At 59.7% G+C, this 13,250-nt stretch carries 11 protein-coding genes and 3 pseudogenes; 5 read left to right on the top strand and 9 right to left on the bottom strand.

Annotated features, from left to right (window positions below; translation table 11 throughout):
- Positions 1 to 300 precede the first annotated feature (300 nt).
- Together N181_RS02460 and N181_RS30730 are read right to left on the bottom strand one after the other, a co-directional pair.
- On the bottom strand, positions 301 to 546 hold the full coding sequence (locus N181_RS02460; protein ID WP_141322330.1) for a hypothetical protein: 246 nt from the start codon (positions 544 to 546) through the stop codon (positions 301 to 303).
- A 329-nt stretch (positions 547 to 875) separates the two neighbouring features.
- Positions 876 to 1,110 (bottom strand): annotated as a pseudogene (locus tag N181_RS30730) (transposase); the annotation flags it as partial.
- Here N181_RS30730 and N181_RS35425 point away from each other — a divergent pair.
- Complete coding sequence (locus N181_RS35425) at positions 1,100 to 1,291, top strand: cytochrome c peroxidase (RefSeq protein WP_080579309.1); 192 nt, start codon at positions 1,100 to 1,102, stop codon at positions 1,289 to 1,291. The pseudogene N181_RS30730 and the gene N181_RS35425 overlap by 11 nt on opposite strands.
- Positions 1,233 to 1,352: pseudogene (locus N181_RS34400) on the top strand (cytochrome-c peroxidase); the annotation flags it as partial. The gene N181_RS35425 and the pseudogene N181_RS34400, both read left to right, overlap by 59 nt.
- A gap of 550 nt (positions 1,353 to 1,902) precedes the next feature.
- On the opposite strand, the gene N181_RS02455 reads toward N181_RS34400, so the two are convergent.
- The 5 genes from N181_RS02455 to N181_RS02430 form a co-directional block, all read right to left on the bottom strand.
- On the bottom strand, positions 1,903 to 2,499 hold the full coding sequence (locus N181_RS02455) for a mobile mystery protein B (RefSeq protein WP_037436493.1): 597 nt from the start codon (positions 2,497 to 2,499) through the stop codon (positions 1,903 to 1,905).
- On the bottom strand, positions 2,496 to 2,957 hold the full coding sequence (locus N181_RS02450; RefSeq protein WP_037436495.1) for a mobile mystery protein A: 462 nt from the start codon (positions 2,955 to 2,957) through the stop codon (positions 2,496 to 2,498). Before N181_RS02450 ends, N181_RS02455 begins: the two co-directional genes overlap by 4 nt.
- Before the next feature lie 1,267 nt (positions 2,958 to 4,224).
- Positions 4,225 to 5,103, bottom strand: coding sequence for a PGN_0703 family putative restriction endonuclease (locus N181_RS02440; protein WP_037436516.1), 879 nt, complete (start codon positions 5,101 to 5,103; stop codon positions 4,225 to 4,227).
- Positions 5,104 to 5,242: 139 nt separating this feature from the next.
- Positions 5,243 to 5,968 (bottom strand): DUF2726 domain-containing protein, encoded by a 726-nt coding sequence (locus N181_RS33615; protein WP_037436499.1) that lies wholly within the window; start codon positions 5,966 to 5,968, stop codon positions 5,243 to 5,245.
- A 394-nt stretch (positions 5,969 to 6,362) separates the two neighbouring features.
- Entirely contained in the window at positions 6,363 to 7,454 is a 1,092-nt protein-coding gene (locus N181_RS02430) for a nucleotidyltransferase family protein (RefSeq protein ID WP_037436502.1), read from the bottom strand.
- 264 nt (positions 7,455 to 7,718) lie between these two features.
- Here N181_RS02430 and N181_RS30715 point away from each other — a divergent pair.
- Together N181_RS30715 and N181_RS02415 are read left to right on the top strand one after the other, a co-directional pair.
- A pseudogene (locus N181_RS30715) lies at positions 7,719 to 8,713 on the top strand (ATP-binding cassette domain-containing protein); the annotation flags it as partial.
- A gap of 566 nt (positions 8,714 to 9,279) precedes the next feature.
- A complete protein-coding gene (locus N181_RS02415; RefSeq protein ID WP_037437558.1) occupies positions 9,280 to 10,140 on the top strand; it encodes a Hint domain-containing protein in 861 nt (286 codons plus the stop codon).
- 225 nt (positions 10,141 to 10,365) lie between these two features.
- Here N181_RS02415 and N181_RS34395 read toward each other — a convergent pair whose 3' ends face one another.
- Together N181_RS34395 and N181_RS02400 are read right to left on the bottom strand one after the other, a co-directional pair.
- Positions 10,366 to 10,638 carry a helix-turn-helix domain-containing protein gene (locus tag N181_RS34395; protein ID WP_234885995.1) on the bottom strand — a complete coding sequence of 91 codons (273 nt, stop codon included), beginning with the start codon at positions 10,636 to 10,638 and terminating at the stop codon, positions 10,366 to 10,368.
- 1,886 nt (positions 10,639 to 12,524) lie between these two features.
- Positions 12,525 to 13,043, bottom strand: a complete 519-nt coding sequence (locus tag N181_RS02400) for a DUF1236 domain-containing protein (RefSeq protein WP_050984051.1) — start codon at positions 13,041 to 13,043, stop codon at positions 12,525 to 12,527.
- Between N181_RS02400 and N181_RS34215 the strand changes: the two genes are divergently transcribed.
- Positions 13,029 to 13,250: hypothetical protein (locus N181_RS34215; RefSeq protein WP_210172807.1), on the top strand; the 222-nt coding region annotated here is incomplete at its 3' end. The genes N181_RS02400 and N181_RS34215 overlap by 15 nt on opposite strands.

Below are 13,250 nucleotides of genomic sequence, written 5' to 3'. Positions count from 1 at the left end.
TATCTCGACAAAACGGAAGGGGCGGTAATCTTCTACCAATTGCCTGCATCGTCCGATCGAAGTCCCAGTATGGGACCTGCCGTTGCGACCAATAAGGAAAAGGGTCGAGAGAAAGGTAGCCGGCGAGCCGGTGCTCGACCTGGTGAGATAGCGTCCCCGAAACGCAGTCTCAAGCGACCGGCCGAAAATGAAGCGTCAGGTGTTCATCTGAGCAGGACGAAAGGGTCCGGGTCGATCGCCGACGTAGCCGCGTTTGGCGGTTGTGTGCGTCAAGTTCAGAAGGGGCGGCCGTGAGTCTGGTCATGCGGGGTTGCGGAGAGCCAGTCTCTTGTGCTCTCTTTGTTGGTCCATGTGATGTATCCGTTGGCCTCCATCCAGTTCTCGTGAGTCGACGGCCAGCGCCCGGACCAGGCGAGGCAGCTGGCGGTGACCCGCCTCGAGCACCGCCTGCATCACGGCGCGGATCACCTCGCGCAGCCCATCGGGGTTCGTAAGCAGAACGTCTTTGACGGTGGCGACGGCGGTTTTATCTTGAGTCTTCATCATGGTGGCGTTCCTCGTGAGGGAATCAAGTGACCTGAACATCGCCAGCCTGCCATGAGCACCCCTCTCAGAGAATTTGCGGAACCTTCAACACACTACCCGGCCGCAGCAAACCTAAGGAGGGCAGAGGAGCCGAAGGAAACCCGGCGCCGCCAGGTAGCGCCGTAGGGTTTGGCGGAGGCTTGCGGGAAACGCCGGCGCCAGAAGCGGAGTCGTGAACCTGCTTGCCGGGGGCAGTTCTCTAATTGCGGCCTCCCGGTCAACTGCTTTTCCGTAACCTGCTCTTGCGTCACGTTTCTCTGAGTTGTCGAGGCGAGCGTTCGCACGTCATGGCGCGCAACGGCGACGGCTGCCTTCTTCATGCCGCCCCGTTTGGCGATCCAGCAGGCCCAAAGCCTTGAGCGGCCGACCATTTCTCGACGCGCGTCAATAAGGTGGTGGCGGCCTCAACAGGTAGGCCCGGACGAGAGGATCGCCACATTTGGAGATCTTGCCGTTGTGGTCTGCCTCGCCCGACTGGTAGCGCCTGGGTGTCAGGCCAAGATAGGCACCGACACTGCTCGACTTTGCCCGCGCTGCGGAGCTCGGTCGCGCGCTGTTCTTCGACGAGCGTTTCAGCTCGATGGGTGACATCGCTTGCGCCACCTGCCATTTGCCGGAGCGGACCGAACTCCGGGCCGAAGGCCGCCGCCGCTTGGAACGCGATGAAGGAAGAGGACCGGGAGGCGGTGAACCGGGTTTTCGCTAACATCGGAAAAGCTATCGCCGCTTTCGAGCGGACGATCGCACCTATCGAGACAAGCTTCGATGCGTGGGTCGCCTCAGCTGAGTTTCGGAGGCGACGACGGTGATGTTTGGCGAAATTCCGTCCAACGAGTGGTTTGTCGCGGGCAAGCCGATCGAAGCTCGTCAGCTGCCGGCCGCACTGCCTCCAAAGCCTTAAGTCCGCAGATATCCGTCGTGTGCAGTGGTTAAGACCTAAGTTTGCCCCCTCAGAAGACCGGCTGACGCCAATTTCCCGCGCGGCACTGTTCGCTGCCGGAACGACTCAATAGTCGTAGGTCACGACGTTCCCGGTTTGTACCTTGAATATCGCATAATGTATCGATGGGAACCGCCGGCGCCGCGTGCCACGTAAAATTGGCATAGTGGAATAGCTTTTCAAAACCGTTGGTCTGCGGTTCGTTTCACGGCCAGAGATCGCTATTGGGAGGGCCCCCTCGATGGGTATTCCTTCTGTAGGTTTTAATTGAGATCTCGATAAGACATAACCGTCCCGCGCAGTGCCCAGGCGTGCCGCCTGTACAACCAGGCCGGGTCGGTTCCGGTTCGAACGTACGTGCCGCAGCGAAACAGCACTTAATTGCGCGCGAATTCCAGCAGCGGCCCGATGTCATGATTGTCCGCTGCGCGTAGTGCTGCGACGTAACGTGCGCGCAGTTCACCGACGTCGGCCAGACTACCGCCGCCCCAACTGAAAGGCTCTCCTCCAAGGCGTTCAATCAGAAGATCAGCCGCTAGTCGCGCATGACGACCGTTTCCATTCGGAAATGGGTGAATAGCGACCAGCCGATGGTGGAACCGGATCGCGATCTCGTCCGGCGGAAAAGTTTCATGCTCGATCCAATAGCGGGTGTCGCCCAATAGACTCGCGAGTTCCATTCCGATGCGGTAGGCCTGAACTCCAATGTTGCGCTCCGTCGTCCGGAACGTACCGGCCCATCGCCAAACGTCGCCAAACATTCGCTTGTGCAGTGTCCGCATGAAGTCTTCAGTGAGCATCTGCTCAATGGGCAAACGCCGGCGGCCGCGCGCCCAGGCCGTACCCTCGACGATGTTTTCCTGCTCGGCCTCGTTGAGGTCGCTGCGGTGGGTGATCCAGGTTTGTAGCAGGCTCTCTCGCTCGTGCTGCTCAAGCGGCGTTGCGTCATCAGGCTCTTGGAAGAGATCCGTCATGTTTCGTTCCAGAGATCGCGTTCAGAGAGCTTGTCGCGAATGTAAGCTTGGACCCGAGCTTCGAAATCTGCATTCTCCGTCCCCTGAGCTTCCAACCGCATCGTGTGCGCAACGCGCTGAAGCTCGCGGATCGCGATCCTGCGTGCCCGAGCCTCAACGACAGCCTGAAGCGAGCTGTTTGGAACGAGGGCGTAGACAAGCGTGCAATCGAGAGCCTCGGCGGCTCGGCGCAGCGTGTTGAGCTTGATCGTTCCTGCTGCTTCTGACATCTCAATCGATTCGATGGTTTGGGGCCGAACGCCGATGCGCGCGCCGAGCTGCGCACCCGTCATGCCGAGAGCGTCGCGCAGCGCGCGTACCCATCCCTTTGGGGGCGCCCTGAACCGATCAATGGGCTGTAGCGTCTGAAGCCTTTCGTCGAGGCGCAGCCGGGCTCTCGTACGAGTATCGCTCTTCATGGTACTCTCAGACCGTAACTTGATTTAATGTGCAACAATAACAGTCCATAGGCTGAATTACAACATGTCGCTTCATGCCATGACCTGATTACTGGCGCACAGCATCAGCCTATGGACTGATCTCAGCTCAGCTGAAAACCAGCGGCGGGTCTGCGGTTCGATTCCCGTCAAGGCGAGGGATTCGCAGTCGGCTTGCCGTCGTCGCAAGGGCAAGCCCGATCGTTGGAATGTCGTTCCACATTACCGATTGGACGAGCGCTAAGAGCCAAGAGCTGTCCTTCGGCAGGCCGATCGCGCAGGGCTCGTTTCCGTGCACGCTGCTACGTGTTTCATTGATTGCGGCACTTGCGATCGCACTAGAGAGCGGCACGACGAACCAGGCCGCGCGCAACTCACCGTGTAGCCCGGCGGCCTTGAATTACAACCCGTAGTATGCCGAGGAGCTGTCGATGGGGATCGCTGTCGAACGTGCGGTGTTTGTTAATGGGCAGTTCAGAAGGTGAGATTACAGGGCAGCGGCGCGTTAAGCCGGCCGGGATCGTGGTGATGGGCTGGCTGCTGCTTGGTATTCTGTCTCTTTTCACCAAGATGGTCGGATATAACTTCCTACGACCGAATGGATGTCCAGGACAAACCTGCCAGGACTTGCGGCTGGCCTAGTCTCACCGGTGCTGTTGTTATGGATCGCCAAGAAAGGCATGGATGTCACTCCGGGCAGCCCTTTACGGAAGGCGATTGGCGTCGTCGCTGCTCCATTCTTAGGTTACGTCCTGGGAACGAACGTCGTCGTCATTGCCGGTCCGATGATGCCTGCGCTGATCGCCAGCCATCAGGTCGAGCTCCCTTGGCACAGGCCGATCGCTATGGCGACGTCGATGCAGCTCACCGCTCGACCTGCAAGGGCTCCCTTTTATCTTCGGGAGCATTTGCGGCGTCCCAAACAACTTCAGGCAGGGCCTGGCAGCCGGTAGCCGCATCGTCGTCATCTGCCGCGGCACGAATATGGGCCTCTTTGCAGAGAATCTGCGCCGGGTCGATTGAGGTCGAGTGACCGCTTTAACCGTAGCGCAACAGGTGGTGAGCCGTCACCGCAAGGCTTGCACGGGGAACGGCTGAGTTGGGTCGAAGGGAGCCGTTGTTATCGAGTCCTGTGCACGGCTTTTGTTGCGAGGAAGTTCCCGTTCTGGGCTCAAAAAATCGCATAATGTATCCTGCGGAACGCTCGAGCAGTAGCGGTTTGAGAGAATTGGAGAGTAAGCACTTGGCGTTACTCGATCGTAACCACGCCCTTAGTAGATCGCGATGAGGCCCTTGCGATTTTTTCGTCAAGCCATGCAGAAAGCTTGGTCCAAAGCTCCTGATCCAGCCCCACTTGGCGAGCAATGTCGATGATCTCCTGATAAGAGATCGGCGTGATTGCGGCTGGGTGGCCGAGGCTGGGGTCAATCAGACTGCGTTTCGCCTTCCGTGCCGTCGGAAAATTCGGGTGGTCGGCAAAGGCGGCAATGGCGGCGGCTTGAAGGTTGCGGTGCTTGCCTATCGCCGCGGCCAACACGGCGTTGCGCATCCACTGATAGGCTTCTCCCGCGAAAGGGCAGGGCGCATAGTCGCCAGCCGGGTTCAGCGAGAAGACCTCGGGAATGAATTCCCAATAGCGAATCCCTTTGCCTGCAAGAGTGCACCGGGAGCGCATGCCGCTGTGCGGATTGACTTGGTCGGTGTAGCTCCCATTGCACTGGGCTTCCCCAGAACGCGACTTGGCCGTCTGACTACATTTCCCTCCCGGCTCGGTAAACTTGCATTCGATGACGAGTGCCGCATTCGACCCGACGGCAAGGGCATCGACTTGCGTGGGCCGGGGCTCGCCCAAAAGTCGATCGGGATCTGTCCACTCGAGGGTGAGGGACCAGGGGCCGCCAGGTGCTACCCCCACGCGCCGGGCAATGGCATCGAGGACGAGATCGCGATCGATGCTCACCTTGAGGGTGCCGAACACGTCAATCGCAATGGCCTGTGACGAATGAACCTTGTGCGCCTGAATTCTGTTGGTTCGATCACGATGCCAGTGGAACGCAAGCCAGTCGCCAATCGCGCCGTGACTGGCCGGAAACAGATTCTGCCGAACGGCCGCAAAGTCCATGGACATGTCACAGGCGACGGGCGATGCTGGCATCAATCACGCTTTCAATTCGCATCGGGGCGAGCGGTGAGGCCGCGCACGCGTTCGTGGTTGTTTTCTGTGCAGACAGACGAGCGGTGCGCCGACTGAATCGGCGGAGCAGGGGCTAGGCAACATTCGGTTTGTCCACCAGCTTCTCGACCAACCGCCTGAGTTCAGACGGTGTAGTTTGGCCGGCCACCACCTCGTAAGAGCCGATCCCGGCGCGTCGGAGCGCCTCCTTCTTGACCGCGTCGCGCGCGGCCGCGGCAGCCTGATGGTGCGCTCCGCCTTGATATTCAATGGCGTGCCGAGGTTGGCAGTTACCGTCGACCAGCAACAGGTCGACGCGCTTCGCATTGATGCAGCGATAAGCGTCCGCATTCCTGCTGCGAAGGATCTCCCCTAGCGAAACCTGCGCCATGACCTGCCAAGCGGGGTTGCAGCCGACCACGATGCGGTCGAGTTCTTTGAACACCCGCGCTTCGCTCTTGTTGAGGAGTGGCTGAATGGTGAAATTCGAGCCCATCACAATCCGCAACTGATCCGCAGCATCGACCGGTTTCGGCGACTCCGCAACAGGCGTCGAAAGCCAGGGTCCAGGGACAATGGTTGCTCCGGAGACTGCTTTCTCCCAGCGTGATCGGTTCCTTGTCCGCCACGCCTGCCTTCGCATCGTGGACAGGAGCTCCTCAACGGCCATTCCAACGATGAAGCCAACAGACAGAGCCGCGAGCAAAAGCTCTGGCTTGTCAAAATCGCCCAGGGTCATGCCGCCGGCAGCAGCGATCGCGACCGCTCCGATAACCAGTCCAGGTGCCGCGAAAAGCACCGACTTGTTGCGATAGTGCATGCCCTCTCTCCGCCATTTCGCGCCAAGATAGTAAAGCGTGTGGGCACATCGGCGAAAAGCTACACAAAAGAGTTAGTCCGGGCTCTTGGCCGACGAGCCCCCCGCCGGGACGCACACTCCGGAGCACAGCACGAAATCAATGCCGAGGATTTCGGCCGCTTGCTCCGGTGTGATTTCCTGACGAGCCATCGGAGGCGGCGGGCCGTCCGTGCCGAGCAGCCTTTCTCCGTTCCCGAATTCGACCTCAAGGCTTTCGATCAGCGCGACTTCCTCGGCCGTCAGGTCGTCTTGGTAGATGAACCGCCATTAGGCGCGGTAGAGCGACTACGCAACGTCGCGATCGATGGGCCGTGCCGGGTTTGTGTTCCAGCACAGGCTTGCGAGGCCGGGGAAGTCATTTGGACCGATCATCAGTTCTCAACTCCTCCAAGTCAGGCATCTGCGACCCCAACGCCTTGGCGAGCGCTTTCACGCCCTTGTCAGGCAGCCTCAAGAGGCCGTTGCAAAGCCCTTCCTTCCACGAATCGCCGCGCTCCCATGCCTCTCCCCAAGCATCGGCCAGTTCGTAATCGTGGCGCGTCTCTATGAGGGCTTCGAATAGCAAGGAGGCCTGCGTCAGGTCTTTGTCCGATTTCACGCGTCCTAGCGTGTCCGTGGGCGTTCTGGAGGCCACGATCAGCTTGTGGACGGCATAACGCTCGGGCGCGGGGACTAGGACGTTCACGCCTTCGCGGAAGAGGAGCACCGTGCGGATAGGCTCGTAGATCAGGTAATCGAGGAACCGGAGGCTTTCCGCCGACGCGCCCCCGAGGGCGGGCATGGGCGACGGCTTGCCCGTGTATTCGTCCGATCCCCGGTTTCCCGTCAGAAACTCCACTCGGTAGCCCTTGGCGTTCTGGAAGGCCACCACCTTGGCTTTGTCCGCCTGGTGCGGAACCGCTCGGAATTCGGAATCGACCGATTGGAGGATTTCGAGGATCGGCGGCAGGCTGTCTTGGACACCCGCCGAGATCGCGAAGTCCTGCGCGAAATCCGCATCGCCTGTCTGCATGGCCGACGATGGCAGCCGGACGCCGAGCATCCCCGCATAGGTGCTGAATGCCACCGAACCGATCAGGACGGCCCGCGACCGGAACAATCCGGCGTCGGCTAGGGCTTTCGTGACGTCGCCCGCGAATGGATCGGGACCGGGGAGGCCAGCGCGGCGCAGCGTGCTAACCATGCGCCTCCGTTCGCGGATGTTGTCCTTGATCTCCTTGTGGGCCTTCACCCGCTCCGTGATCGCTTCGTCGCTCGCGGGGCCGACGTAGCTTCGCTTGTCCTTGCCCTCGGGGGTAGGGAGATCGAAATACCAATAGTCGCGGTCCTTCACGGTTACGGTTACGAACCATCCCTCTAAGGGGAAGTCGGCCGCGAATTGCGCGTCCAGCGACCGCTGCGTTAGCTCCGCGAACATCGTTCGATAGCTGATGTCGATCTCTTTCATTGGCGTTTCCTTATCGAATGCGGCGGCCCTCTTCGAAGGGCCGTTGCCGTCTGCGTAGGAAGTCGTCGTCTCCGCTCATCTACATCGCCGTTATAAGTCTCTGCCAAGACCTTATAACCACACTTGCTGTTGTCAACGTTATAAGTTTCTGCCAAAACCTTATAACGTTGATTCTCGTGTCTCCCCGACATAAAAAACTGGAAAACCGGGGTTAAAGGAAGCCGATGATATTGCGGATTCTCCTGCCAAGCTGGCAGCTGCTGCGATTCCGCTTCCGATTCCGTAGGGCAACGCGGGCTTCGTGCTGCAGACCAGACAGGCCGTCCTGCCGCCGCTCACGGAGGTGCTGCATTCCGCCTTGTTCCTGGCGGCGGCGCGAGCTTCCGGTGATCTCGCCTTCGTCGTGCTGCTTTGCCGTCTGCAACCGCATGTGCGTGCCGTACAAATGTCCTGGAGCCAGATCCAGGTTGGAGCGGCTCGCTGGAAGAGGTGCGCTGGCTGCTGGATTCGTCTGACAAGCCGCGACCGCCCTCAGGGAGCGAGCCTATCGACAGGCTCGACAAGCGGATCGTGTTCGATGATGTGACCCTCAAATACCCGGCTTCCGGCTCCAGGGCCGTCGTACTCCACTCGGCGAGCTTCGAGATACGCGGCGGTTGTTCGACGGCGATCGGGCGATCGGGTGCGGGCACGACCACCGTCGTCAATCTTCTCATCGATGGCGTGTGCCGCTTGACCGGATCGACCCTGCTCAATGGCGGCGCCAGATCGCCGTGGCTAGCCAGGACCTGGAACTCGTGGACGGTACCATACTCGAGAATATCACCTACGGCCAAAGTGCCACGCTTGCTGAAGTCGAGCGCGCGGCGAGGCTCGCCGAGCGCATGGCTTCATCGAAAAGCTGCCCGAAGGCTACCAGACCGTCGTCGGCTATCGGGGCGCGAGCCTGTCGGCCGGGCAGCGCCAGCGCGTCGCGCTTGCCAGGGCGCTCGGCGCGATCCGGCAATCCTTATTCTCGACGAGGCCACGAACGCCGTAGACGGTCTCTCGGAAGCGGCGATCGTCGAGACGCTCAAGTTACGGGCCGGGCGTCGCATGACAAACGTCATCGGCCATCACAGGAGCACGATTTCATTCTGCGACGACGTCGTGGTTCTTAGCGACGGGCGCGTCAAAAGCAGTGCGTCGCCGACGTCGCGCCGCTCAGCATGGACCAGCTCTACGAGCATGAAGGATGTTTGCTGAACTCACACTGCTAGGCCAGCCACTCCGCCGCAGCAATTGCGACGGCAAGAAGGAGAGCTGGCGTGGCGAGCGCGACCAAGAACCTCAGTCTCTGATCCCGCCGAAGTCGGCTATTTCGGTCCATTTCCTGAGCCCTCTGTTCCCCTTGCCCTGAGGGCGGAGTCGCATGGATCCTTCGCTCCGCGTGGGGAAGTCTTACATACGGATCCCTATAACGATTCTGGCGCTGGGACGGTTCCAAGGAAGCCCTTCATCTCTACCGCCCGATTGCCTGCGTGTATTTCGCTCCAGCATGTTCGAGCGCCGTAGGAACCAGCGGCTCACTGGAACAAAAGCTCGAACCGTACGGTTTGTCCGTCCGAAGGGACGCAACCGGTTCTGGCTCGGGACGGTCCACATCAGGTGCCCTCTTCGATTGCACCAGTCCGTCATCTCGGTTGATGCCAACGCCAGTACCTGCACCTTAAGTGGTAAGATAGCCATCCCTCCTTCCATGAGAACAATCAAAAAGTCAAATTTCCGCAGTGATTACAAGGAGGGATAATCTCAAGGTCCAAAAATAGACTTGGAGAGAACGACTATGGCCACCAAGGACGGAGGCTCGCAGATCAACGAGCCAAGGCGTCATGTGCTCGGTTTAGTTGTGGCAATTGGTGCCCGGCTGGCCACGCTGGGCGCACCTGCTGCAACTATTCTTTCGGCGTCCTCGGCCGAAGCCGGCGGCAAGGCCTGGTGGAAGATCGGAGAACGGTGGAAGGGCCACGGCCACGGCCATGGAGAGGGGCCCGGCAATGGTAATGGACCGATGTGTCTGCTGAGCGGCACATCCATCATGACACCGGCGGGCGAGACATGCATCGAGAGCCTTCGCATCGGTGACCTCGTGGAAACGGTGGGTGGTGAAGCGCTGCCCATCAAATGGATTGGGCGCCAAATCTATCGGCGGTGTGGTCCGATATGGAATGAGGAGGTGGTACCGATTTGCATCGCCCGCTTCGCTCTCGACGGGCGCAGGCCGCACAAGGCGCTTTACCTCTCGGCCGGACATGCCTTGTACCTTAACGGCGTTCTCATCCAAGCGAAGGATCTCGTCAACGGTACATCGATCACTCAGGCCCTTCCGGATGGTCGGGACACGATCGAGTACTTCCAGATCGTGCTCGACACCCATGACGTGGTGCTGGCAGAAGGAGCTCCTGTTGAGACCTTCTTGTTAGAGGACGGCAACTACGAAGATTTCACGAACTTCGTCGAATTCGCACGACTGTATCCTGACGACATCGCAGCCACAATGACGCCATTCGCACCGATCGTCGGCTATGCCGGCAGGGAGCACCTCAAGGCGCTGTTGCGCTTGGCTTCGGGTCGGCTCATCCGACCTTCGGCACTTCAGGACGCCTACGAACGAATTGCTGCGCGTGGACATGAACTCGCCGGCTGAACAACCCGGCTGAACGCGCTTATGAAATCCACGCCTGTGTCTCATCCGCACGGAACTTCATAACCGTGGAAACACGCCAATGAGCAAGGCTGACCTTTGGATAATCCTGTGGGTCATCTCATCGCTGGCGTTTGGGGTTTGCCTCGCCCTACTGACGCGGCGGAGGTAAAACCTGATTTCCTTCTTGCTCGGCACCTCGGGTGACCAAACTAAGGAACGCACGCCTCACCTCGCCATCGGTGATCCGGGCGAAGGCGCGATTGAGAGCAATTCCCATCGGGCTGGCGACAAACGCTCCCATCGATCGGCCGGTGTCCAGCCTGGCCTCGCTACTGTCGTCTCTGGCAGACAAGTACTCGAAGAAAGATGTGAGCGGTACTTCAGCGCATTCGCAATCGCTTGAAGCCGGCTCGCACTGACCTTAGTGCGGCCGTTTTCGTACTTCTGCACCTGCTGGTAAGTGATACCGAGTGCCTGCGCCAGTTTGGTCTGTGACATGTGCAGCAAGAGGCGCTGCCTACGGATCTTTCGGCCGACGTTAGAGTCGATCGGATCCGGCTTTTTTCGCGCCGGGAGGTTGCTGGACAAAAACGATTCTCCCCGATGAGCCCCAGAGCGCATGCCGTGAAGGGGGCTTTGCTCTGGGACCCATTTGCGGTCCCGTGTCGGCTGGCCGGCCGGGACCGCCAAGTCGCCGGCGCTCTGGTGTCGAAACTTTCGAATTTTCTGGGATGGGTCAACGAACAGAACCAGGACAACCGCCATGGCTACGAGCACATATGCCGGGATACCGGTCTCTGCGCTCGAAAGCGCAGCAACCGACAGGGCCGCTGCGAGGTAGATTGCTGTCGATCCGGGGCCGGATGCGATCCTCCAACCCAGATCGGAAAGCCGATCTTTCCGTCTCCTGTCCGACATCGCTTTAGCTCCGGTTGCGCTTCGACGCTAGCTCAATTATTTCTCGCGGCAGCCATTCGGCAACCGGACTTGGACCTTTAGCGACAGGCGTCGGACACTAAGGTCCTATACTTCCAAGATCACTGCGCCTTGGGTTTTTTGGGGTTTGTCGTGACAACCGAGCGATTAGACTGTCCGCCCGCCGGGAGTGGGTGTATTGAGTGGCTCTAGAGGCCGACCTCGTCGCTCGCCAGTAACCTCTTCAGAAGCTCATCTCCGTCCGTCATATCAAACTCTCGCATCATCTAGAGAACTCTCAGGCCCTCCATCACCGCCGTATGGTTCTTCGGGTCCACTTGATGCATTTTGCACCAGTCAGAAACGACCTGCCCGACAAGCTCGGTCCCGGTCTCTCTCGCTGGCGAAATGTTCTTGCTAAACGCTTGACCATTGCGGTTCCTCCCAACCTAGGTCGCGGCCGGATCTCAGCGAGCCTTCTGGCTTTCTGTAATTTGCGGCGTGTAGACAGCTGTTTTGAACCGGTGCTCAGACCAAGCCCCGCCGATCGCCAAGTAGGTCAGGATAGCGCCTATGGCGAGTAGAAGCAGGCCGATCGGGAAGCAGTTGAGTGTCTATCGTGACCATCGTGGAGAGACATCTTTTCGCAGTAGGATGAGAACGACGGTGGCGTTCTCAGGTTGCCGCGTATTGTTCCCGATCCATATTGGGATGAAGAGCACCTGAGGAACCGGGTTTAACGCCTGCTGCCGTAAGTGCTGCGACGTCCCAGACCGATGCTTCCGTCCTTCTCCCACGCTTTGGGCTGCACTTCCGAGCTTTCCCTTGAGGTACACCGCCATGGCTGCCGAAAAGATGATAAAGCTCATTGGAGGTTGCCGACGAGATCTGTCGAATTGCACTTCGCCCGACAGCGGCATCAGTGACAGGGAGATAGTCCTTGCCCTGCTTTATCGGCTGGATGGCCGCCAAGCCAAGGACGCGATCGGGCAGGACTTGGCTGGGAGGCCAATGCCGGATGATTTGCACAGCCGATCGCGCCGGCCCTCTCCGGAGTGACGGCCGGCGCAAGAACAATCCTCAAGCAGCTGAAGCAATGTCTTTAGTCCCGATAAGTGCGCCTCACCGGCCTTTCTATTGCTGGCGATAGGCGCCATCTTCGCCCACCTGGCGGTTCGACGGTGCCATGCTGGAGGATAAAACCGAAACGGTTGTGTACTCGCCGCAGGTCAATGGGGTTCCCGAGCCCCTTGAGACGATAAGCAAGGTTGAACCTTGAACGGACTGCGCCGGCTGTGCCTGCGTCACAAACGGTCAGCCTCCCCGACGCGCAGCGCAGAGGGCAGATCGCCGGAGAACCTTGTGCAGCATTGGCAATGCGTCACGCTAAGAGCTGAGACGAGTGCGGTTGATACAATGGAGGCTCGCCTCCGACAAGGCGGGCCTCGTGGCTGGCGGTGTTCGCCCGCTCAGGCGATGACCGCTACAATGTTCATGTTGTTCGGATCGACAATGATGATCCGGCCATCGGCGAGCATGAAATATTTGTAGCTCTTGTAGGCGGGAACGATCTCGACGATCCGCGGCGGCAAGGCGTGGAGGGTGATGCTCTGCGGCACCGCAACTCCGACGGATATGTCAAAATCTACCTTGTCGACGGGTTGAATGTTGCTTTCCTTTATGACGCTGCGCAGCTGGGTTTGCTGTTCGGCCGTCACTTCTACGGCAGACGAGGAGCTGATGGCGCCGGTGGTGGCGGCGTCAGGGTCCTTTGGGCAGTCGGCTGGCGGATTCGGCTTCGAGCAACGATCGTCCTTTTGGCCGGTGACGGTCTGGCTGTCGCTACCCGGCATTTGCTGAGTCTCGGTCCCCTGCGTCTCCGGGGCCGGCTGCTGCGGTTGCGGGGTGTCCTGCGCCGCAGCATATCCGCCAAGGGCGAGCGGCGATACGGCGAGCGCGAAGGCGAGTACTGAATGCTTGAATTTCATAATTTCCTCCTTCCCGGATTTCGCCGCTCCAACCACGTCCCCAGCACATTTGTTCCTGCTAATATAGGTATCGCCGTTCTGACAGCTGGATTACTGATCGCAGCGCTCGCAGTTGGCACAGCTGACGGCATGACCGTCAGCGACCTCCGCGAACTCCCGCTCAGCACGACCGGATTGTCTGTCTCGCGCAAGGGGTTCCGTCAACCA

This window comes from Sinorhizobium fredii USDA 205 (assembly GCF_001461695.1).
GTDB lineage: Bacteria > Pseudomonadota > Alphaproteobacteria > Rhizobiales > Rhizobiaceae > Sinorhizobium > Sinorhizobium fredii.
The sequence above is the reverse complement of the archived record's forward strand: the minus strand, read 5'-3'. Positions and strand labels throughout refer to the sequence as shown.